At 44.7% G+C, this 21,308-nt stretch carries 18 protein-coding genes and 1 pseudogene; 7 read left to right on the top strand and 12 right to left on the bottom strand.

The window, feature by feature from the left end:
• Positions 1-12: 12 nt before the first annotated feature.
• The 4 genes from CEX98_RS06575 (at position 13) to CEX98_RS06590 (ending at position 4,071) form a co-directional block, all read left to right on the top strand.
• The gene (locus tag CEX98_RS06575; RefSeq protein ID WP_099641309.1) at positions 13-708 is read left to right on the top strand and encodes a 3-keto-disaccharide hydrolase; all 696 of its coding nucleotides are present in this window, start codon (positions 13-15) and stop codon (positions 706-708) included.
• Positions 709-710: 2 nt separating this feature from the next.
• On the top strand, positions 711-2,390 hold the full coding sequence (locus CEX98_RS06580; protein ID WP_099641310.1) for a GMC family oxidoreductase: 1,680 nt from the start codon (positions 711-713) through the stop codon (positions 2,388-2,390).
• A complete protein-coding gene (locus tag CEX98_RS06585; RefSeq protein WP_099641311.1) occupies positions 2,390-3,139 on the top strand; it encodes a gluconate 2-dehydrogenase subunit 3 family protein in 750 nt (249 codons plus the stop codon). The genes CEX98_RS06580 and CEX98_RS06585 overlap by 1 nt, the downstream gene beginning before the upstream one ends.
• A 74-nt stretch (positions 3,140-3,213) precedes the next feature.
• The gene (locus CEX98_RS06590) at positions 3,214-4,071 is read left to right on the top strand and encodes a sugar phosphate isomerase/epimerase family protein (protein WP_099641312.1); all 858 of its coding nucleotides are present in this window, start codon (positions 3,214-3,216) and stop codon (positions 4,069-4,071) included.
• Positions 4,072-4,495: 424 nt separating this feature from the next.
• Here the strand turns inward: CEX98_RS06590 and CEX98_RS06595 are convergent, their stop codons facing one another.
• The 7 genes and pseudogenes from CEX98_RS06595 to rpsP form a co-directional block, all read right to left on the bottom strand.
• Entirely contained in the window at positions 4,496-5,512 is a 1,017-nt protein-coding gene (locus CEX98_RS06595; RefSeq protein ID WP_099641313.1) for a hypothetical protein, read from the bottom strand.
• Between the two features lie 26 nt (positions 5,513-5,538).
• Positions 5,539-5,682, bottom strand: a pseudogene (locus CEX98_RS23245) (VOC family protein); the annotation flags it as partial.
• A 445-nt stretch (positions 5,683-6,127) separates the two neighbouring features.
• Positions 6,128-7,276, bottom strand: coding sequence for a bifunctional chorismate mutase/prephenate dehydrogenase (gene tyrA / locus CEX98_RS06605; RefSeq protein ID WP_099641314.1), 1,149 nt, complete (start codon positions 7,274-7,276; stop codon positions 6,128-6,130).
• A 211-nt stretch (positions 7,277-7,487) separates the two neighbouring features.
• A complete protein-coding gene (rplS, locus tag CEX98_RS06610) occupies positions 7,488-7,847 on the bottom strand; it encodes a 50S ribosomal protein L19 (RefSeq protein WP_017216162.1) in 360 nt (119 codons plus the stop codon).
• A gap of 33 nt (positions 7,848-7,880) precedes the next feature.
• Positions 7,881-8,648 (bottom strand): tRNA (guanosine(37)-N1)-methyltransferase TrmD, encoded by a 768-nt coding sequence (gene trmD / locus CEX98_RS06615; RefSeq protein WP_099641315.1) that lies wholly within the window; start codon positions 8,646-8,648, stop codon positions 7,881-7,883.
• Entirely contained in the window at positions 8,648-9,181 is a 534-nt protein-coding gene (gene rimM, locus CEX98_RS06620) for a ribosome maturation factor RimM (RefSeq protein ID WP_099641316.1), read from the bottom strand. The genes trmD and rimM overlap by 1 nt, the downstream gene beginning before the upstream one ends.
• Positions 9,182-9,198: 17 nt before the next feature.
• The gene (rpsP, locus tag CEX98_RS06625) at positions 9,199-9,447 is read right to left on the bottom strand and encodes a 30S ribosomal protein S16 (RefSeq protein ID WP_017216164.1); all 249 of its coding nucleotides are present in this window, start codon (positions 9,445-9,447) and stop codon (positions 9,199-9,201) included.
• Between the two features lie 253 nt (positions 9,448-9,700).
• On the opposite strand from rpsP, the gene CEX98_RS06635 reads away from it, so the two are divergent.
• The gene (locus CEX98_RS06635; RefSeq protein ID WP_099641318.1) at positions 9,701-11,359 is read left to right on the top strand and encodes a tannase/feruloyl esterase family alpha/beta hydrolase; all 1,659 of its coding nucleotides are present in this window, start codon (positions 9,701-9,703) and stop codon (positions 11,357-11,359) included.
• A 52-nt stretch (positions 11,360-11,411) separates the two neighbouring features.
• Here the strand turns inward: CEX98_RS06635 and ffh are convergent, their stop codons facing one another.
• A complete protein-coding gene (gene ffh, locus CEX98_RS06640) occupies positions 11,412-12,791 on the bottom strand; it encodes a signal recognition particle protein (protein WP_099641319.1) in 1,380 nt (459 codons plus the stop codon).
• Between the two features lie 208 nt (positions 12,792-12,999).
• Here ffh and CEX98_RS06645 point away from each other — a divergent pair, with 208 nt between their 5' ends.
• Positions 13,000-13,806: a cytochrome C assembly family protein gene (locus CEX98_RS06645; protein WP_099641320.1), complete on the top strand. Its 807-nt coding sequence runs from the start codon at positions 13,000-13,002 to the stop codon at positions 13,804-13,806.
• Between the two features lie 68 nt (positions 13,807-13,874).
• Positions 13,875-15,143, top strand: coding sequence for an HlyC/CorC family transporter (locus CEX98_RS06650; RefSeq protein ID WP_099641321.1), 1,269 nt, complete (start codon positions 13,875-13,877; stop codon positions 15,141-15,143).
• Between the two features lie 69 nt (positions 15,144-15,212).
• Here the strand turns inward: CEX98_RS06650 and CEX98_RS06655 are convergent, their stop codons facing one another.
• The 4 genes from CEX98_RS06655 to clpB all read right to left on the bottom strand — a co-directional run bounded on the left by CEX98_RS06655 (position 15,213) and on the right by clpB (position 21,280).
• On the bottom strand, positions 15,213-15,821 hold the full coding sequence (locus CEX98_RS06655) for a transglycosylase SLT domain-containing protein (RefSeq protein ID WP_099641322.1): 609 nt from the start codon (positions 15,819-15,821) through the stop codon (positions 15,213-15,215).
• 116 nt (positions 15,822-15,937) lie between these two features.
• Positions 15,938-17,515 (bottom strand): glutamate--cysteine ligase, encoded by a 1,578-nt coding sequence (gene gshA / locus CEX98_RS06660; protein WP_099641323.1) that lies wholly within the window; start codon positions 17,513-17,515, stop codon positions 15,938-15,940.
• Between the two features lie 116 nt (positions 17,516-17,631).
• A complete protein-coding gene (locus CEX98_RS06665) occupies positions 17,632-18,567 on the bottom strand; it encodes a zinc-binding dehydrogenase (protein WP_099641324.1) in 936 nt (311 codons plus the stop codon).
• A gap of 139 nt (positions 18,568-18,706) precedes the next feature.
• Complete coding sequence (gene clpB / locus CEX98_RS06670) at positions 18,707-21,280, bottom strand: ATP-dependent chaperone ClpB (RefSeq protein WP_099641325.1); 2,574 nt, start codon at positions 21,278-21,280, stop codon at positions 18,707-18,709.
• Positions 21,281-21,308: the final 28 nt, after the last annotated feature.

The raw sequence follows: 21,308 nt of genomic DNA on the forward strand, positions 1-21,308 counted from the left end.
CGAGGTTCCATTATGCTCAACTCTATAAAAATGCTAACGCTGGCGTTGGCGGTTAGTTGTACGGCCTGCGCCAGTACCACTGACAACCAATTAAGCCCGCAAGAACAACAAGCCGGATGGCAACTGCTATTCGACGGCAAGGATATGTCGCAATGGCGCAACTTCAAAAGCGATACACTCAGTAGCAAATGGCAAGCAATTGATGGTGCCATGACGCTCACACAAGGGGGCGGCGGCGATATTCTTACCAAAAAAATGTATCAAAACTTTGAGCTTCAGCTAGAGTGGAAAATTGCCCGAAAAGGTAACAGTGGGATCTTTGTACTGGCTGATGAAAAAGGCGGTGCTATTTACTCTCACGCACCAGAAGTTCAAATTTTAGATAACAAAGAGCACCCAGACAACAAAATAGACTCTCACTTGGCAGGTTCCATTTATGACTTGTTCGCAGCGCCAAGTGCCGCTCATAAGCCCGCAGAAACTTGGAATCAGGTTCGCATTAAGATGCAAGATAACCACTTACAGGTTTGGCAAAATGGTATCAGCACAACCAGCATAGTTATAGGCAGCACAACTTGGAACACCTTAGTTAACAACAGTAAGTTTGCTACTTGGTCTGGCTTTGCTGAGGGTAAACAAGGCCATATTGGCCTGCAAGACCATGGTGACCAAGTGTGGTTTAAAAACATCAAAATCCGGGAGCTGTAATCATGGCAACATTTGATCATAAAGTATTGGTGGTTGGCTCTGGTGCAGGCGGTGCGATGGCAGCCTATACCCTCACTCAACTTGGCCACAAGGTTTTATTGCTTGAAGCAGGAAGAGACTACGACCCGAAAACAGAAAGCCCGATGTTCCGCCGTAACAGTGAGGCGCCGCTCATGGGGGCGGGCAACAAAGATAAGAACTTTGGTTTTTATGACGCCACAGTAGATGGCGGCTGGCAAGTACCAGATGAGCCTTACACACGCGCTGAAAATACGGACTTTTATTGGTGGCGTGCACGTATGCTCGGAGGCCGAACAAACCACTGGGGACGCTATTCGCTGCGCTTTAGTGAACACGACTTTAAGGGCAAAAGCCGCGATGGTCATGGCGCCGATTGGCCATTTGAGTACCAAGATATTGCCCCATGGTATGATAAAACGGAAGACATTGTAGGGATCTGTGGCACCAATACCGGCCTAGACGACATGCCGCCTTCAGCCCCTGGTGTGTTGCAACCACCGCCAACACCGCGCGTGCCTGAGTTATTGGTGGCAGCAGCTGCGAAAAAAATGGGGATCCCGGCCGTGCCAATGCACCGAGCGGTACTGACCCAAAATAAAGATGACCGCTTGGCATGTTTTTACGCCACGCCTTGTGGCCATGGCTGCTCGATTGGCGCAGCATTTCAAACTACAACCTCGCTAATTCCAATGGCAAAAGCCACCGGAAACCTTAAAGTGATCACCGACGCTATGGTGAAATCGGTCGCCGTAAATGAGGATGGCAAAGTCACGGGGGTGACTTACGTTGATAAAAAGTCTGCGCAAGAACATGCTCTCAACGCAGATGTAGTGATCTTAGCGGCTAGCGCCTGTGAATCTGCTCGTATTTTGCTTAACTCAAAGCACGCAAAACATCCCAAGGGATTAGCTAACTCAAGTGGTCAAGTTGGCCGCAATTTAATGGACTCTACAGGCGCATGGCTTGGCGCACAAATACCAGCGTTGAAAGGCAGGCCTCGTTATAACGAAGACGGTCATACTGGCAATCACCTCTTTATTCCATGGTGGGGACACAAAGCCCATGAAAAAGGTGAGCTAAACTTCCCACGTGGCTATCACTTTGAAATTAGCAGCGGGTTTAATCAGCCAGGCTCTGGCGTATCGGGTAACAAACAAGGTTATGGCCCTGAGTTAAAACAACAAATACGAGATGCTTACGGCTCTTATGTGGGCTTTGCACTGCGCGGAGAAATGTTACCGAATAAAGACTCCTACATGGAAATTGATGAGCAGGTTAAAGACAAATGGGGGATCCTAGTTGCTAAGTTCCACTTCAAGTGGTCAGACAGAGAGCTCAAGCAAATTGAACATGGTCTTAAAACCGCGAAGCAGATCCTAGAAAACATGGGCGCTAAAGTCGGTGAATTACCGCCTGCCGAGAAAGCCATTTCTAAAGGTGGTGAGATCATTCATGAAGTAGGCACAACCAGAATGGGCAACTCACCAAAAGACTCTGTAACCAACCAGTGGGGACAAACGTGGGACTGTGACAACCTATTTGTGATGGACGCTGGTGTCTTTGCTTCTAACCCTCATAAAAACTGTACGTTAACTATTATGACGTTAGCAATGCGCAACTCGACTTGGTTGGCTGAACAGATTGATAAAGGAGTACTATAATGAATACACCTGATCGCGTTGATTCTTATAAATATATCTCCGGTATGACGCGCCGCGAGTCGCTAAAATGGTTAGGCTTACTGGCGGCAGGCTCTGCGGTTAGCTTAACCGCAGGTTGCAGTAAAGTCATAGAGGGGAAAAACCCGTCTTCAGGCCACTGGCCAGATCTTGAAATCAAGCCCGTTACAGCAACAGGTTATGGTACAGATCCAAATATGATTATGCCACCAGAGTCCCCATGGCCACTTACCCTCAGCGAAGCCCAACTCACGTTAGTTGCCGTGCTTGCAGACTTTATTGTGCCAAAAGAAGGAAATCATCCATCGGCTTCAGAAGTACAAGTACCAAGTGTGATCGACGAATGGGTCAGCGCACCGTATCATGGTCAGCAAAAAGACAGAGTGACAATACTCCACGCGCTCGCTTGGATTGACGATGAGTCGACACTGCGCTTCAACAAGCCATTTTTGCAACTCAGTACTCCAAAACAGCGCGAGATAATGGATGATATTGCCTATTTTAATGCGCAAACACCTGAGCAATTTCAGCGTATTGGTAAAGCATTCTCACGTTTTAAGGACCTAGTATTAGGCGCATACTTTTGCACCCCTGAAGGGTGTAAAGACATTGGCTATTTGGGCAATGTGCCCATTGCTGGTGAGTACCCAGGCCCAACTCAAGAGGCTAAAGCACACCTTGATGGCGTGCTGGCTGAGCTTGGTTTGAGCGAGTATGCATACCGTGACTAACCCTTGAGTCATTTTATGATGGCTAATCCCAAGCGAAGCAGAGTTAGACTCTGCTTTTTTAGTTTTAGGAAGAAATGATGTTTAGAAAAATCATATTGTTTAAACAAATAATGCTGTTACTTGCTTTTATTATGGCGCTGCCGCTGTACGCGCAAGCATCGTATCAGTCGTTACCTATAAGCGTGCAGCTATGGTCGGTAAAAGATGAACTCGCTGCGGATTTCGACGGCACACTTCAAGCGCTTGCGAAAATGGGATTTGATGGTGTGGAATTTGCTGGTAACTTTGGCAACTATGCCGATAACCCAAGTAAACTAAAACAAAGGTTAGCCGAACTCGGCCTAATTGCGAGCAGCGCCCACATCGGCTTTGACGCATTAGCCGAAGACAAACTAGCAAACACCCTCCTCTTTTACAAAACCTTAGGTGTGTCGACGCTCTTTATTCCTTGGGATGAAAGAGCATGGGACAAAAACCAAGTACAAGCATTTGTAAAGCAGCTCAACCACGTGCACCAAATTGCCAAACGTTACGATATGAAGATCGGATTTCATAATCATGAAAAAGAATTTAACGCGTACGCCAAGAGCACATTTTGGGATTATATCGCCACCAACACCCCTAACGATTTTCCGCTACAGCTCGATGTCGGCTGGGTGAATTACGCCGGTAAATCACCCAGCGATTATGTTAAGCGATATGCTGGCAGAACCGTGTCGACACATATTAAAATACGCACTCATCAAGGAGATGACAAAAGCCCAATCATTGGCGAAAACCACTACCCGTGGAAAGCGCTCATCCAAACCATGCAGCAACACGGTGGCACGCAGTGGCTGGTCATCGAACAAGAAGAATACCCAAGCGGCCTAACACCGCTAGAAAGCGTCGCCCGCTCAAAAGCGAATTTAGATAAGATACTGAGTGAGTAATGCCCAACTAAGGGGTAAATAATTAGCTTGGCTAGAACATGAAACGCAGTGACAAAAGCCAAGCTTACTTTGTCCTGCTTTAGTTACTTGTAAGTTGAAAGCAGCCGACTGAAAATTTTCCCGCTTGATTGGCTGGTTAAGGCGAATCTACATAATCCCCTTGCAATTGACTGCTAAACTGATTTTTTACTTCTGATAAAGCCACAAAGATGGAAATAGCGAGGGCGTCAATATTTTACCATTTAATAGCGCTACCAGGCCAGCCGGTGGTCGAACGCGCTAAACGCCCGACTACAAGCGTAGAGGATGTCTCGCACTACTTATAAGCGCAGCGCGAGGGGTTAATATTCAGAGGTTTATCCTTACGTCTGTCCAGCTGCGATTCAAACTTGCTGGCCAACTGGTGTCGCCAGTACGGTGAGAATTATTTTATAGGTAAATCATAAGAACATCGCCGCGATGAACCAGCGAACACAGCTGAAATAAAGTGCTCGGCATTATCTACCCCGACGAATATATTTTTAACATTCCCCACAGGTTCAATCAGTTCAATTTCAACATTTGGAAAGCCTGAGTAGTTATAGCGCTTGATAGACTTAGCACGCTTTACAAACTCCATGTTCTTCTGAATTTTTGCTATGTTGCTTAACGGTATAACCAATGGCTGATAAAGGCCATAGCGAATAAACAAATGATTTCCCACCAAAGAAATAGGCCGTTTTGCAACAGCGCGGTACTCCGCAAAGAAAAACACTAAACTAAATGCCGTCAGCAGAGTGGTGATATTTGCTGCGAATGGAGACCAGATAAAATGCAAAAGTAGATGCATAATTGGCATTTCAAACGCTATTAATAAAATAAAGCCAAGCAGATTGCTTTGTGCACCATCTTTATTATGGTAAGTAAAGTGCTGCTCGCCACTAAAACTTTCTTGCTGCACTCGCTTAGAGAAAAGCGCATAGGTCCACATACGCGTTTCAAAACTCAGTAGCTTTGCAACAGGGCCATCACCCACATATTCTTTAATTGGCTTCTCAATGGCATGGTCGGGATCTTCACTCTTGCCAATGGCGGCTTTGATCGCAAGATACACGGTTGAAATTGCGACCAGTTCAAAAGATAGAATAACAACCAAGACCACATAACGTCCGCTCTCAAGATAATGCCAAACCAGTTTGCTTTGCTCGGGAATAATGTAACTACCAATGAGCACCGCAAGGCACACTAAAACAATCGACTTCAACAAGGCTTCTTTTCTATCTTCAACACAGAAAAAGCAGACTATTGGCAAGACTATTAACGCATCTAACAGAAACAGCCATTCAAAATTTGCACTGCCGTAATCATTAAGCTTACCGTTTGATTGGTAATAGAACCCCCACCATAACGAAATACAAACAAGAAATGTTAGGGGAAGTTTTGACTTAATGGAACGATTCACTGATACCTCCTTATCTTATAAGCGTGTTACTTAGCGACTCTATTTAACTGCAGTAAATCCCACTTGTTACCATAGAGGTCTTGAAACACCACCACTGTACCATATTCTTCAGCTCGTGGTTCTTCGTTAAATACAACTCCCTTTGCCCTCATTGATTCGTAGTCACGCCATAAAGATCGCGGCGTAAAGCCGCTCCTACACTCAAGCCTAAGCCGAGAGCTAATCGCTGACACCCAACTCAAATTTGGCACTGCATTACTAGCATTATGCGGACAATAACAGGAAGTCTCGATAGCTGTTCGATACTACGCTTCGTTAGGCTAGCGCTTGAAGTAAAATGCGCTCGTACCTGTAACTAAAGCCTATTTTTCGCCATAAAGATCGCGGCGTAAAGCCGCTCCCACTCAAGCCCAAGCCCAAGCCCAAGCCCAAGCCGCGCCAGATTGACATTTACAAAACCAAAAGCCAGAAAAACAGATACTTGGGGCTAATTTATATCTGGCTTCAAAATGTAAATTACGTTCCCAAATATTGGCCGAAAAACTTAACTTCTCGGCGGGCAAACCATTTCCCACAGCACTATTTACCCTGTGGTTTAGAAGGCATATCTAGGCGCTAAATACTTTCCTCATAATCCAACACTTTCGCGTCATTGGCTTTGTTAAGCAGGCCTCGGCTTTGTGATAGGAAGTGCTTCGCGCTTTCTGAGAAATAATGTTTGGCTTGTGAGAAAGATTGCATTAGACCTTCTTTATCGCCTTGTTGTAGCTTGGTCAATGTCTGCTCAAAGGTATCTTGATAGCTTGCCAATAACCCTTCTACATCATTAAATTGCGCGAGCATAATGTCTGAGTAAAGCTCTGGCGATTGTGCAAATAGCCGCCCAACCATCATTAACTCTAATTGGTAGATAGGCGATGAGCAGCTTCTTAGCTCTTTTAATGAATGGCATTGCTTAGATAAAAACTGGCCGTATACAAAGGTGGTTAAGTGGCGCATTACTTGAATGATCTGCATGGATTGGTCGTGTTTTTTGGCATCCATTGGCACCAATTGGCTGCCCCAAATCTTAAGTTGTTTAATTAACCCCTCACACTGTTTTGGCATCCGCCCTTCACATACCACTATGGTCTGCTTTACCCAGTGCGAAATATCAGGGCCAAACATAGGGTGCAAGCCAATCACAGGACCTTGATGCTTGTTCATCAGCACTTTAAGGGGAGCTTGTTTCACCGAGGTGATATCTGCAAGAATACAGTCATCAGGTAGCGCAGGTAGCTCATTGACGACTTGCTCTAGTGCGTTAATTGGCACGCTTACCAGCACGAGTTTTGCGTCAACCATTAGCTCTGCAGCTTCTGCTTGATTGTCTTTGTCTAGTATTCGTACCTCATATCCAGAGCGCCGGAATTGTTTAGCGAATAGCTTCCCCATTGCACCTTGGCCTCCAACGATAACGATAGGTGACATTTTGGGTGCTGCACAAGCCAGTTCGCTTTGCTGGTTTTCGTAGGCTTCTCGCATCATTCTGCGCAGAATATCTTCAACAAGATCCGGATTCACCCCATTTGCTTCGGCTTCCACACGGCGCGCTTTAATAAGCTCGGCTTCACGCTTAGGCACATGCAGTGGTGCTCCCTTCTGTTGTTTTATTTTACCGACTTGCTCAGTCAGTGCCTTTCGCTTTGCAAGCAATGCGACAAGCTCGCTATCGCAGTCATCTATTGCAACGCGTATCGCTGCTAAATCGTTGGCCCCATTCATGATGTAAACTTATATATACAGTAGTAAATTAAATAGTACACCGAGTCTAACAAGAAGTACGCCGCATTAAAAGTAAGCAACCATGAAAATATCATGACAAAAGGCTTGATATGAAAGTGAGTATTCACAGAATGTGAAATAATGAGGGGATAAAACCAAAACAGGCCGCATAAAGCGGCCTGTTTTATCTGCATTTGATAAATGCGACGTATTAGTTAAGTTTCTCTTTAATACGTGCAGATTTACCAGAACGCTCACGTAGGTAGTAAAGCTTAGCGCGACGAACCGCACCACGACGCTTAACTGCTACGCTGCTGATAAGAGGGCTGTGCGTTTGGAATACACGCTCAACACCTTCACCGCTTGAAATCTTACGAACAGTGAAAGATGAGTGTAGACCACGGTTACGCTTAGCGATTACAACACCTTCAAAGGCCTGTAGACGCTCTTTGTTACCTTCTTTTACGCGTACCTGTACAACAACTGTGTCACCAGCGCCGAACGCAGGTACGTCTTGCTTAAGCTGTTCAGCTTCAAGCTCTTTAATAATATTTTGGTTTACTTTTGCCATTTTATTTCTCACATTCCTAGGTGTAACTGTCTTCTAGCCACAAGCTTGGTCATTCTCTTGCTGAAACTCAGCAAGTAATGCCGCCTGCTCCTCAGTCAGAGCTAGGTTACGCAACAAGTCAGGACGACGCTGCCAAGTTCTACCCAAAGACTGCTTTAAGCGCCATTTGGCTATCTCTTGGTGGTTTCCGCTGAGTAATACAGCAGGCACCTGTTTATCATCCAATGTTTCCGGCCGAGTATAATGAGGACAATCCAACAAGCCATCCGAAAATGAATCTTGTTCAGCTGATTGATTGTGACCTAACACACCAGGCACTAATCGCGCGACTGCATCGATTAATGTCATGGCAGGTAACTCACCACCACTCAGTATAAAATCGCCAATGGACCATTCTTCGTCTACATAAGACTCGATGATCCGCTCATCAATACCTTCATAACGACCCGCAACTAATATCAACTTTTCAGAGTGCGCCAATTCCGCCGCACCTTGTTGATCTAGTTTTCGCCCTTGAGGGGACATATAAATTACTTTAGCACCATCACCTGCTGCCGCTTTGGCATCAAGAATGGCTTTTTTGAGAGGCTCAACCATCATCAGCATTCCGGGACCTCCGCCGTAAGGACGGTCATCCACGGTTCTATGCTTATCGGTTGCATAGTCTCTCGGGTTCCAGCAATTAAACTCAATCAAGCCGTTTTTCACAGCTCGACCCGTTACGCCTTGCTGAGTTATCGCATCAAACATCTCAGGAAAGAGCGAAACCACTCCTACCCATAGCTTTTGCTGATCACTCATTAAAACGCTGGATCCCAATCTACCGTAACTTTTCTCTCTTCATGGTTAACGTCCAAAATAACAGAATCTGTTAAAAATGGGATTAACCTTTCAGATTGTCCAAATGCATCTTTTTTGTTTGCTTTCACAACCAAAACATCATTTGAACCTGTCTCCATCAAGTCATCGACTACGCCTAAGTCATAACCTTTATCAGTTACAACCGACATGCCGATAAGATCTCGCCAATAAAACTCCCCTTCAGGTAATTCAGGAAGCTGCTCAGCATAAACAGCGATTTCTGCATTGGTATACGCCATTGCTTCGTCTCTGTCGTTTACTTGCGCAAATTTAGCGATATATCCCTTGTTGTGACGACGCCAGTCGCTCACTTCAAGGTTTTGCCATTTACCTTGTTGCCCTATCAACCATGGGCTGAAATCGAAGATCCCTTGGGGATCGTCAGTAAATGAATGCACCTTAAGCCAACCCTTGATGCCATAAGGAGCACCAAGCTTACCAACAACGATTGTCGAGGTTTTACTTTGACTCATGGTTACACTTACGCCTATTAAGCCGCTTTACGAGCGTCTTTAACTAGCTTCGCAACGCGATCTGAAAGAGATGCGCCTTGACCTACCCAGTGATCAACACGAGATAAATCTAAACGTACTTTTTCTTCCTGACCTGCTGCGATCGGGTTAAAGAAACCTACTTTCTCGATGAAACGACCGTCACGCGAGAAACGGCTATCCGCAACCACGATTTGATAGAATGGACGCTTTTTAGCGCCGCCACGTTGCAAACGAATAGTTACCATACCGTCCTCTACATAGATTGACTGTTTTCATTAATAAGTTTGTACTTCCCACTACGGGAAGCTCGGGCATTTTACGCATTTTCACGCGCAATGCAAGTAAATTCCAAAGTCAGCAGTTTATTTGCTCTTACTGCAAAACCAAAAGTAAAGTTTTCCCCCGCCAAAACGTCCCAATAAAGGTACAAATGAACGTTTTTTAGTTGTACGTAAAAATCAAAAATGTTTGTTCTTTCATTTAATAAGGAAAGCCCCAATGGCCAAACGGCTCGCAACAACACAATTCATTAAGCCTTTACTTCTTGGTATACCGTTGCTTGGTATTAGCTTATTTACAACCTCAACATTTGCAGCAAGCGATGAAGAAATAACGGCTTGTAAATTATTGCGCTTTGGTGATTACTCGCAGCTTGAACAAGGCAATGCCGCAACAAGTATAACCAATGCCGAGTACGTACCGAGTCAAACGCTAGATGCAGACACCGAACTTTGGACATATAAGTATAGTCGCTTATTAGGTGCACCTATACCCAAAGGCACAAACACCCTACCTGCACATTGTTTAGTAGAAGGTTACGCTGCCCCAACAATTCGTTTTCAGCTTAGACTGCCGTTAGATAAAAATTGGAATCAACGCTTTTTACTCAATGCCTGTATGGGGTTTTGTGGTGAAGTGTCTAATTATCCGACCATGGCAGGGATCGTCCGCAATTATGCCACGCTGTCTCATGATGGTGGCCATACTGCTGCTGGGTTTGACGGACTATGGGCAAAAAACAATATACCATTGAGAGAGGATTTTGCCTACAGAGCCAATCATGTTGTCGCTGTGGCGGCAAAAGCCATCATTGAGCGTTTCTATCGCAAACAGCCAGCCTATTCGTTTATTTCTGGCTGCTCCAAAGGAGGTCATGCTGGAATTATGGCAGCCAAACGTTATCCAAATGATTTTGATGGCGTCATCGCCAGAGGACCGACGATTAACTACACCAAAGTTAATCTGGTCAACTGTATGGACAACGCTAAAGCCATTATGGATGAAAATAACAATGCATTACTAGATTCAAGCTACACTCACTTTATTGCGCAAGCTGTGATGTCAGCATGCGATCATAAGGATGGGCTTGTTGATGGATTAATTAGCGATCCAAGACGTTGTGATTTTGACCCTAACTCACTGGTCTGTGACGCAAATACCACAGACAAATGTTTAACACCGCGCCAAGCTGAAGCCATTCAGAAAATATATGCGCCCTCATATGATCAACAAGGTAATATTCTGTCTGGTGGTTTACCTTATGGTTCAGAACCTGAGTGGACGGGCTGGTTATTCCCTGAAGCACCCTTTATTAAGCCATACCACTACTATGCAGCGACTGAGTACTTGAAGTACCTTGCTTTTCCTCAGGAAAGATACAACCAAGGAAATTGGAGAGACTTTTCTTACGCCAACGAAATAGGTGAACTATCGACGGTTTCTAGCTTTATGGATGCTGACCACCCAGACCTGACCGCATTCAGAAATAGCGGGGGTAAAATGATAGTACTGCACGGCTGGTCGGATGCTGCAGTTCCAGCCTATTCAACAATTGATTGGTATGAGTCCGTTATCAACTATATGGGGAAAAACAATACTTATGACTTTGCCCGTCTATTTTTACCTCCTGGGCTTGTACACTGCGGAATTGAAGGGCCTGGTGCAGAAACGTTTGACGCCATCGCTGCATTGGAACAGTGGCTAGACAAAGGAGTCGCGCCTGATGCACTAATGACGCAAAAAGAAGATAAGCAAGGTAATGTTGTGTTTACCCGCCCAGTGTATCCATACCCGCAGGAAGCGCGGTATATTGGTAGTGGCGACCCTAAAAAAGCAGAAAACTTTGGGCCAATAGTCCCCAATTTCGAAAGCAATTAAGTTAACAAAAAGGCAAGCTGTATAGCTTGCCTTTTTGCAATATAAAGCGGTGTTAGAACTTAGGTCCGCCACCACCAAACATACCTGGAGGCATCATCCCTTTCATGTTCTTCATCATTTTCATCATGCCGCCTTTGCCTTTCATCTTTTTCATCATTTTTTGCATTTGGGTAAATTGCTTCAGCAATTTATTGATATCTTGTACTTGCGTACCAGAACCCGCAGCAATTCGCTTCTTACGCGAACCTTTGATGATATCAGGACGAGCTCGCTCTTTTGGCGTCATCGAGCTGATAATGGCTTCCATTTGGTTAAAGGTTTTGTCGTTTACCTGACCTTTAACGGCATCAGGTAGGTTTGACATACCTGGCAGTTTTTCCATCATCGACATCATGCCGCCCATGTTTTTCATTTGGCGGAGCTGCTCGGCAAAGTCCTCAAGGGTGAAACCATCGCCTTTAAAGACTTTTTCAGCCACCTTTTGGGCTTTGTCTTTATCGACTTTCATTTCAACTTCTTCGATAAGCGACAATACGTCACCCATTCCCAGAATTCGAGATGCCACACGGTCTGGGTGGAAAGGCTCTAAAGCGTCCGTTCGTTCACCCACACCGATAAACTTAATCGGTTTACCGGTAATATGTCGAATAGAAAGTGCAGCACCACCGCGCGCGTCACCGTCTGTTTTCGTTAAGATAACACCACTTAGCGGCAGCGCTTCATCAAACGCTTTTGCGGTGTTTGCAGCATCTTGACCTGTCATTGAATCAACGACAAACAGAGTCTCAATAGGATTAATCGCTGCGTGTAAATCTTTGATTTCGTCCATCATGTCTGCATCTACGTGCAAACGACCTGCGGTATCAACCAGAACGACATCAATGAACTTTTTCTTCGCGTGAGAAATCGCGCCTGTTGCGATATCTACCGGCTTTTGTGAAATATCACTTGGGAAAAACTCGACATCCACTTCTGTAGCTAATGTTTCTAGCTGTTTGATCGCGGCTGGACGATAAACGTCGGCACTCACCACCAATACCGACTTCTTTTTGCGTTCTTTTAGGAATTTCGCCAGCTTACCCACACTGGTGGTTTTACCCGCACCTTGAAGACCCGCCATCATAACTACCGCTGGAGGCTGAGCATTTAGGTTTAGCTCTTCGTTGGCTTCACCCATAGACTTTTCAAGTTCTTCACGAACAATCTTGATGAAAACCTGGCCTGGACTCAGACTCTTTGTGACTTCTACACCAACCGCGCGTTCTTTTACTTGTTTTACAAAGTCGCGTACAACAGGTAAGGCAACATCAGCCTCGAGCAGCGCCATACGGACTTCACGGAGTGTTTCTTTAATATTGTCTTCAGTTAGTCGGCCACGGCCACTAATGTTTTTAAGCGTTTTTCCTAAACGCTCTTGGAGGTTTTCAAACATGTATCGGTTCCAAAATCTCGAAATTATCCGGCATTATACTGATATGCGAGCCACTAATACAGTATTCAAGCCGATTGTTCTGCTTTTTACGCTTTCATTGAGCAAAAATAAGAATAAGTTAATGGATTGAGATAAAACCCTATGCAAGTGAAGAGGCTTTAAATACAATAGCAACAAAGGAAAACAAAAAAATTGAGCATGTATCTTTATGTTGATTGTTAGCTTGTCATTAATCGCTTGTCTATTTTATACCATGGCCACGAGCCATGTGTTGTCGCGCTTATTTGACAAACAAGGACCAAATCAAAAGAAAACCTTAATATTGAGCACCGTCGCTATTTTGACCCACATGCTGGTGTTAGTGAATTCGGTGTTTACTCATGAAGGACAAGACCTTAGCACGGTCAACGTCGCGCTACTTACCTGTTGGGTTATCGTTGTTTCTGTGACTACGGTTTCTTTGCGTTTTCCGGCCACTTTATTGCTCCCCGTCGTTTATGGATTTGCCGCAATTTTGCTGTTAGCGAGCCTGTTTATCCCACATCATATTGTGATGCATACGATAAACGTTGATGTTGGCTTGGTATTACATATTTCACTGTCGTTACTGGCCTATTGCGTGCTTATTATCGCCACACTCTATGCTATCCAGTTTATGTTTATTGATAAGCGTCTTAAACAAAGAGACTTGGCTATTATGACCAGCCATCTCCCTCCTTTAATGCAAGTGGAAAGACAATTATATCAACTGCTCTTTGTCGGCACGGGTTTATTAACGCTGGCACTTGCCTCTGGCTTTTACTTTTTAGATGGCATGTTTGCAAAAGAAACGATCCATAAAACCATTTTATCTATCATTGCATGGCTTATTTATGTAGTCATCGCTTTTGGTCACAAACAGTTCGGTTGGCGTGGTAAACCTGTGGTTATTTCAATTATCGCGGCCTCTGGTATTGTAACTCTAGGCTACTTTGGTAGTCGTTTTATACAAGAAGTGATTTTAGGCAGGTTTTAAACTTTAACTTGACTATCGTAACTCACTAACGCTTAATACTCTTTCGTAAGTAAAAAAGGGATCCACTGTTGGAAGACATATCGACCAGCGCCTTGTTTATCATACTAGGCGTGCTCATTTTGATGTCGGCTTATTTTTCTAGTTCAGAAACCGGTATCATGTCAATCAACCGTATTCGTCTACGACATCTTGAAAAAGAGAATCACCGTGGCGCGAAACGTGTAAGTAACCTCCTCAACCGTCCTGACAGGCTGATTGGTCTGATCCTGATCGGTAATAACCTGGTCAATATTGCCGCCGCACAGGTTGCAACTATCATTGGATTACGTCTTTACGGCGACATGGGTATTGCAGTCGCTACCTTTGGTCTTACCCTAGTGGTACTCATTTTTGCTGAAGTTACACCAAAAACACTAGCAGCACTTTATCCAGAAAAAGTGGCATTTCCAAGCTCTGTGATCTTAAAAGTACTATTAAAAGTCTTGTTTCCTTTGGTTGTTGCAACCAACTGGATCACCAATGGCATGTTGCGCTTAGTTGGGATTACACCACAGGAAATCGAAGAGCACAGTTTGAGCAAAGAAGAATTAAAAACGGTGGTCAACGAATCCAGCGCTATGCTGCCTTCTAATCACCAAAATATGCTGACTTCTATTCTCGATTTAGATCATGTCACCGTTGAAGACATCATGATCCCACGAAACGAAATCAACGCCATTGACATCAATGATGAGTGGAAAGATATTGCCCGTCAGTTGACCAATGCTCAACACACTCGCGTGCTGCTTTACCGTGACCAAATAGATGATGCTGTTGGTTTTATTCATGCCCGTGACGCATTGCGCTTACTAACTAAAGAACAATTTGATAAGCCATCGCTGCTGCGTGCAGTAAGAGAAATTTACTATGTGCCAGAAAACACATCTTTAAATACTCAGCTTATTAAATTCCAAGAAGCAAAAGAGCGTATTGGTCTGGTAGTTGATGAGTATGGTGACATTCAAGGCTTAGTCACGCTTGAAGACATCCTTGAAGAAGTGGTAGGTGACTTTACGACGACGCAAACCCGTGCTCCGAGTGAAGACGTCAACATGCAACGTGATGGCTCGGTGATGGTCGACGGTAGCGTCAACGTTCGTGACCTCAATAAAGAAATGAATTGGGAGCTACCCACAGAAGGCCCTAAAACGCTTAGCGGTCTGATTGTTGAGTACTTGGAAGATATTCCCGAAGCACCACTTGGGTTGATCATTTCCGGTTACCAAATGGAAGTCGTCGAGATTAAAGAAAATATGATTAAGATGGTAAAAATTTCGGCGTCGGCTGACAACAGCTAGCGCTGAAACATACCAAATGCTTAATTAACTTAAAAGTGGTATTGCGGTGCACAAAGCACCGCAAGCTTCTTATGAAAATAGCCTTTCGAACCAATTCTTATCTAAATCATCTTCGCAGCGTTTCAGCTGGACAGCATATCTAGCCGCTCGGTGCTTGACCTTATTAGCGACCTGCATCAACCACTTTTTCCTTTTGTAAGTGCCTCTGCGATACCCGCCCCAACCTTCATGGTAATTTAAATATTGGGCGTAAGCGTCCCATTTCGACACCCCATTGACTTTATGCGTTTTATAAACAAACCAAGCCATAAAATCGATGGCGTCATCAAAATCGTCACGATCCGCGCCCGAGTTTCCAGTTTCACGAATATAATCAGACCAAGTTGGTGTTTTGGCTTGGGAGTACCCGTAAGCTGAACTGGCTCGACCTACAGGAATAAACCAGAGGAAATATTCCATCGGCGGAGCAGCATCATGACGAAAAGAACTTTCTTGGTACATCATGCTCATTAGCACATGTTTTGGTGATCCCCATTTTTCTTGTGCATCGCGGGCATCATAGTACCAATCTTCTTTTTCCTCAAAAATCTTACAAATATCATGAGGTTGCTTTGGTGGTGCTGTCGCGCATCCAGATAAAGCGGCGACCAGACTCAGTAAAATTAATTTTTTTTGCATTTTTTTCGAAACCTAATGAACTTTTAGAATTTGCATTGGTCTGAACTTATGAATGCAGCAGTTTAGCATTGTTTCATCCCTGAAATTTATTTGCGCAGCCTTATGGCTGCGCTTTTTTATGCTCGAGAAAAATAATCGTCAAGGAAGCTTGTGAAGTCGACCGTATCACTAGCCCTTACCGCAGCTTCATCCTCAAATGACTGACGCGCAAATGTTGCAAGTGTCGTTTCATCATAATAGCGATAGTTGATATTTTGATGAAGTTGCTTATATGTATTTGCCAGCTCAAGACCCATTGAACCCTGTTCTAAGGTACGGCTTTTTAGCTGCGACAACAACTGCCCAGAAAAAGTTAACGCTGGATTCTCTATTGCTTGTGCTAGCTTTTCAATCGTTTCTACATAAACAGATTTACCGCAGCTTGCATCAAGCATCTTTGCAACACCACGTAAATCCGCAAAGATCTCCGTGCCCCACTGTTTCACCGTAACCGCAGCTTCGCCTTTGATAAGCTCCAGCGCAGTGCAACGACCTTGATTAACCACTTTGTGTAGATTCTCACCTGCCAGTTTTTGCGCTGCAAAAGTCAGCTCAGGACTAGGCTTTAGCAAACAATATGCTAAGAACACATCTAGGAAATAAATCTGCTCAAGGCTAATACCCGTATGTTCAAATGGGTTAACATCCAACGCTCGGATCTCGATATATTCAATACCACCGCGCTCAAGTGCCTGAGTTGGCGTTTCCCCTGAGTTGGCATTACGCTTTGGTCGAATGGGTGAGTAAAATTCATTTTCAATCTGTAATATATTGCGGTTTAACTGCTTTGGCTCAGCCGCGCGATAATCCGGGATTTCATGATATAGATCCGAACGACAACGAATAGCCTGTCTCAGTCCAGCAATGTATTCATCTAAATCGTTATACATGACTTTTAGCGAGCTTTGCGCACTGTTAGTGTAGCCAAGATCACCAAGTCGTAATGCAGTTCCGTACTCAAGATAGATAGAACCATTTTCTAACTTGCTAAACGGCAAGTCACTTTTCTTACCTTGTAAGAACGAGGGACAGAGTGCTGGCGATGCGCCGAACAAGTAGCTGATCAGCCACATTTCTCGTTTAAAGTTACGAATAAGGCCTAAATACTGCTGAGAAATAAACGTCTGCTGCGGTTGCTCATCTTCTACCATTGCTTGCAGGCTTTGCCATACTTGCTCAGGAAAAGAGATATTAAAGTGCACTCCAGCTATCGCCTGCATCATACTGCCATAGCGATTTTTGAGTCCTTCTCGATACAAGGTTTTCATTTTACCAATGTTAGAAGTACCAAACTGTGCCAGCACGATGTCTTCTTCATCCTCAATGAAGCATGGCATAGACAAAGGCCATAATAATTCATCGCCCATATTGGCTAGCGTAAACTTCTGTAGATCAGAAAGTTGCGCCAACGTCTCTTCAGGGTCCTCACTAACTGGTGTAATAAACTCTAATAAAGACTCAGAAAAATCCGTTGTAATATGGCCATTGGTCAGTGCGTGGCCCGTTTTTTCTGGATGTGGAGTTTTAGCAATTTTTCCCGACCCTTGGATCCGTAATGCCTCTCGTTCGATACCTCTTTTGATACCTTTGAAAACGCCGCGATATGCGTCGTCAGACAACAAGTCTAACTTAGTGTTTAAGTCTAATTGTTTCAAAAATTCTTCCTCGAACCTACAGGCCAATTTCAAGTTTATGGGGTCGAAACCAAATTATACCAAGTGTATTTATAAAATGAGTGACTTTAACCATAAAACCACGTCAGATAACCTACTTAGGCCTTAATAATAACCTTGCCAACATGCTCAGCATTTTCCATACAGCTATGAGCCAGTGCGATATCAGCCATGGCAAAATAATGACTTACATTGATGCTGATTTTGCCAGCTTGATACGCCTGATACAAATATTTAAGATCGTCCAAATTGGCAGCAACTAACATCCCCTCAGCCGTTACTCCCCCCGCCATCGCTTGCTCACAGACCTTTTCCTTGGTTACCGTGGGGATCGTAACTAGGTGAGAACCGGGGCTGAGCGCCGTTAAACACTGTAGTGCAATATCGCCACCAATTAAGTCTAGTAGGTCACATTGTTGCTGGCGCTGATAAAAATCATCATAACTGATGGCTGTCACCTTGAGTTCGGCTAACAACGAATGCTCTGGGCGTGTAGACACCGCAACAACCTTTCGGCCTTGAAGCTGAGCAAGTTGAATAGCCAAATGCCCAACCCCACCCGTTGGCGCGAGTATATACAGAGGACGTTCTGTGTCTGTAAACTTATCAAGCGCCTGTTTGGCGGTCAGGCCCGCTAAACATAGACCCGAGACGGCGTCATTTTCTTGCACTGAAACTGCCAATAATTCGGCTTCATTTGCGGTGATATAATCACTATAGGTGCCAGGGTTACTTGCGAACCCAACCATACCGATAACATGTTGTCCCACTTGAAATTGCGAGTGTGAAGCAAACACTTCCACCACCTCGCCATACAAGTCGTATCCTAGCGGGAGAAAGGCATCAGCATCTTTTTGTGCCGCAACATAACCTAACCCTTGTCTTGTTTTGATTTCAATAGGATTGACGCTCGTGCTCAATACTTTTACCCGTACTTGAGCGGCGCTGAGAGGTGGGCAAGCCCGTGTGACACAACAAAGCTGGGTATTATCACCGAATTCGTAAACGCCGTAAGTGGTTGCTTCATTTATCATCAGTTTTTCTAAAAGGCAAAGTGATTATCTTGTTAGAATACGCGAAAAGGTAAACACTTTGAAGCGTTTACGATAATGAAAAGGCGCGCTTGCCAAAGCTCTGCAAGCGCGCCTTATTTAGCCTATGCTCAGGCATCTATCAATGATTGAAAACGATTTGGTCGTCAACAACATCGACTTTGATGGTATCTCCCGTGACAAATTTACCTTGTAGTAAGTCTTGTGCCAGTGGATTTTCAATATACTGTTGCACCGCACGTTTCAAAGGACGCGCGCCATACACTGGGTCAAACCCACTTGCAGCTATTTTATCAAGCGCAGCATCTGTGAGCTCAAGTGCGAAACCTTTTTCTGTTAGGCGTTTACTCAAGCGCTCTAACTGAATACTCGCGATCTCTTTAATATGCTCATTGATCAGCGGGTGGAACACCACAGTTTCATCGATCCGGTTAATAAACTCAGGCCTAAACTGGTTTGCCAATACCGCCATAACTCGCTCTTTAAGCGTCGCGTAATCATTACTCCCTGCCTGCTCTTGGATCACATCCGATCCTAAGTTTGAGGTCATGATGACCACCGCATTTTTAAAGTCAACGGTACGCCCTTGTCCGTCGGTCAAGCGGCCATCGTCCAACACCTGAAGTAAAATATTAAACACATCTGGATGTGCTTTTTCGACTTCATCCAGCAAGATCACAGAATAAGGGCGGCGGCGAACCGCTTCTGTTAAATAGCCCCCTTCTTCATAACCGACATAGCCTGGAGGTGCACCAACCAAACGTGCAACAGAGTGCTTTTCCATAAATTCTGACATATCAATCCGCACCATGGCGTCTTCCGTGTCAAACATAAAGTTGGCTAACGCTTTGGTCAGCTCCGTTTTACCTACACCGGTTGGACCTAAGAATAAAAACGACCCAATTGGACGGTTAGGATCCGCAAGCCCAGCTCGAGAGCGGCGAATAGCATTGGCAACCGCATTCACGGCTTCATCTTGGCCAATGACCTTTTTATGGAGCTCATCTTCCATTTGCAGTAATTTTTCACGCTCACCTTGAAGCATTTTAGCCACAGGGATCCCAGTCCAGCGCGATAGTATTTCTGCAATTTCATCTTCCCCCACTTGATTCTTAAGCAAGCTCATTTCTTGCATTTCCGCTTGCGATGCAAGGTCAAGTTTGCGTTCAAGCTCTGGGATCCGACCGTATTGTAGCTCTGACATCCGTTGCAGATCGCTTGCACGACGTGCCACTTCTAAGTCTAAACGTGCCTGCTCTAACTCCGCTTTAATTACCTGCGTGCCTTGAAGTGAGGCTTTTTCAGCATTCCACACTTCATCGAGCTCTCGATACTCAACTTCTAATTCGTTGATCAGCGTCTGCATTTCTGTGCGGCGTTTTTGGCTCGCTTCGTCTTTCTCTTTCGCCAACGCATTATCTTCTAACTTCAGTTGAATAATACGGCGCTCTAGTCTGTCTAATTGCTCTGGTTTTGAGTCAATTTGTAGTCGAATTGAGGAGCCGGCTTCATCAATTAAGTCGATGGCTTTGTCGGGAAGTTGCCTGTCTGAAATATAACGATGCGACAAATTAGCCGCGGCAACGATAGCGGGGTCGGTTATATCAACCGAGTGATGGAGCTCGTAGCGTTCTTTTAACCCCCGCAGTATCGCAATGGTGTCTTCTACTGTTGGCTCAGCCACAAATACTTTTTGGAAACGACGCTCAAGTGCGGCATCTTTTTCAATGTATTGACGATACTCATCGAGCGTTGTAGCCCCGACACAGTGAAGCTCACCACGGGCAAGTGCAGGTTTTAGCATGTTACCCGCATCCATTGCCCCGTCTGTTTTGCCAGCACCCACCATAGTGTGAATTTCGTCGATAAAGAGAATAACTTGCCCTTCTTCTTTGGCAAGCTCATTTAATACTGACTTTAAACGTTCTTCAAATTCACCACGGTATTTAGCACCTGCAACTAAAGCGCCCATATCTAGCGATAGTACGCGCTTACTCTTCAACCCTTCTGGGACCTCGCCGTTAATGATCCGCTGTGCTAATCCCTCTACAATCGCTGTTTTACCAACACCTGGTTCACCGATAAGCACAGGGTTGTTTTTAGTGCGTCGTTGTAGCACTTGAATCGTACGACGGATCTCATCATCGCGACCAATTACAGGGTCTAACTTGCCCTGCTCCGCTCGTTCAGTAAGGTCAATGGTGAATTTCTCTAGCGCTTGACGCGTATCTTCCGCATTTGGGTCGTCCACTTTTTGCCCACCTCGAATAGCCTTAATGGCTTGCTCGATTTTAGGCTGGGTGATGTTCAGTGCCTTAAAAATTTCCCCTAAAGGACCTTTATCTTCGCAAGCTGCAAATACAAACAGCTCGCTAGAAATATATTTGTCTTTACGCTTTTGGGCGTACTTATCACATAGATTGATCAGTGAAATAAGATTATTGGAAAGTTGCACATCGCCACCAACACCTTCTACTTTGAAAAGCTTTTCAATGGCTTGTGATAGCTTAGTGTTCAGTTCGTCGGCACTGACGCCTGCTTGTGCCAACAGTGCTCGCACACTTGAGCCACTTTGCTGAAGCAAAGCGTACATTAAGTGAACAGGTTCAATAAATTGATGATCGCGCCCAAGCGCTAATGACTGCGCGTCGGAAAGCGCAGCTTGAAACTTGCTTGTAAATCTATCTAAACGCATGATTTATTTACCCATATAAAATATCGAA

It is taken from the genome of Pseudoalteromonas piscicida (genome assembly GCF_002744175.1).
GTDB lineage: Bacteria > Pseudomonadota > Gammaproteobacteria > Enterobacterales > Alteromonadaceae > Pseudoalteromonas > Pseudoalteromonas piscicida_B.

Bases quoted from the DNA above. Each gene is read 5' to 3' on its own strand.
- CEX98_RS06655 (WP_099641322.1), bottom strand. From the start codon at position 15,821: ATGCAAAAAAAATTAATTTTACTGAGTCTGGTCGCCGCTTTATCTGGA.
- clpB (WP_099641325.1), bottom strand. From the start codon at position 21,280: ATGCGTTTAGATAGATTTACAAGCAAGTTTCAAGCTGCGCTTTCCGAC.
- ffh (WP_099641319.1), bottom strand. From the start codon at position 12,791: ATGTTTGAAAACCTCCAAGAGCGTTTAGGAAAAACGCTTAAAAACATT.
- CEX98_RS06590 (WP_099641312.1), top strand. From the start codon at position 3,214: ATGATGTTTAGAAAAATCATATTGTTTAAACAAATAATGCTGTTACTT.
- rimM (WP_099641316.1), bottom strand. From the start codon at position 9,181: ATGAGTCAAAGTAAAACCTCGACAATCGTTGTTGGTAAGCTTGGTGCT.
- rpsP (WP_017216164.1), bottom strand. From the start codon at position 9,447: ATGGTAACTATTCGTTTGCAACGTGGCGGCGCTAAAAAGCGTCCATTC.
- CEX98_RS06635 (WP_099641318.1), top strand. From the start codon at position 9,701: ATGGCCAAACGGCTCGCAACAACACAATTCATTAAGCCTTTACTTCTT.
- CEX98_RS06665 (WP_099641324.1), bottom strand. From the start codon at position 18,567: ATGATAAATGAAGCAACCACTTACGGCGTTTACGAATTCGGTGATAAT.
- CEX98_RS06585 (WP_099641311.1), top strand. From the start codon at position 2,390: ATGAATACACCTGATCGCGTTGATTCTTATAAATATATCTCCGGTATG.
- CEX98_RS06580 (WP_099641310.1), top strand. From the start codon at position 711: ATGGCAACATTTGATCATAAAGTATTGGTGGTTGGCTCTGGTGCAGGC.
- rplS (WP_017216162.1), bottom strand. From the start codon at position 7,847: ATGGCAAAAGTAAACCAAAATATTATTAAAGAGCTTGAAGCTGAACAG.
- trmD (WP_099641315.1), bottom strand. From the start codon at position 8,648: ATGAGTGATCAGCAAAAGCTATGGGTAGGAGTGGTTTCGCTCTTTCCT.
- CEX98_RS06575 (WP_099641309.1), top strand. From the start codon at position 13: ATGCTCAACTCTATAAAAATGCTAACGCTGGCGTTGGCGGTTAGTTGT.
- tyrA (WP_099641314.1), bottom strand. From the start codon at position 7,276: ATGAATGGGGCCAACGATTTAGCAGCGATACGCGTTGCAATAGATGAC.
- CEX98_RS06645 (WP_099641320.1), top strand. From the start codon at position 13,000: ATGTTGATTGTTAGCTTGTCATTAATCGCTTGTCTATTTTATACCATG.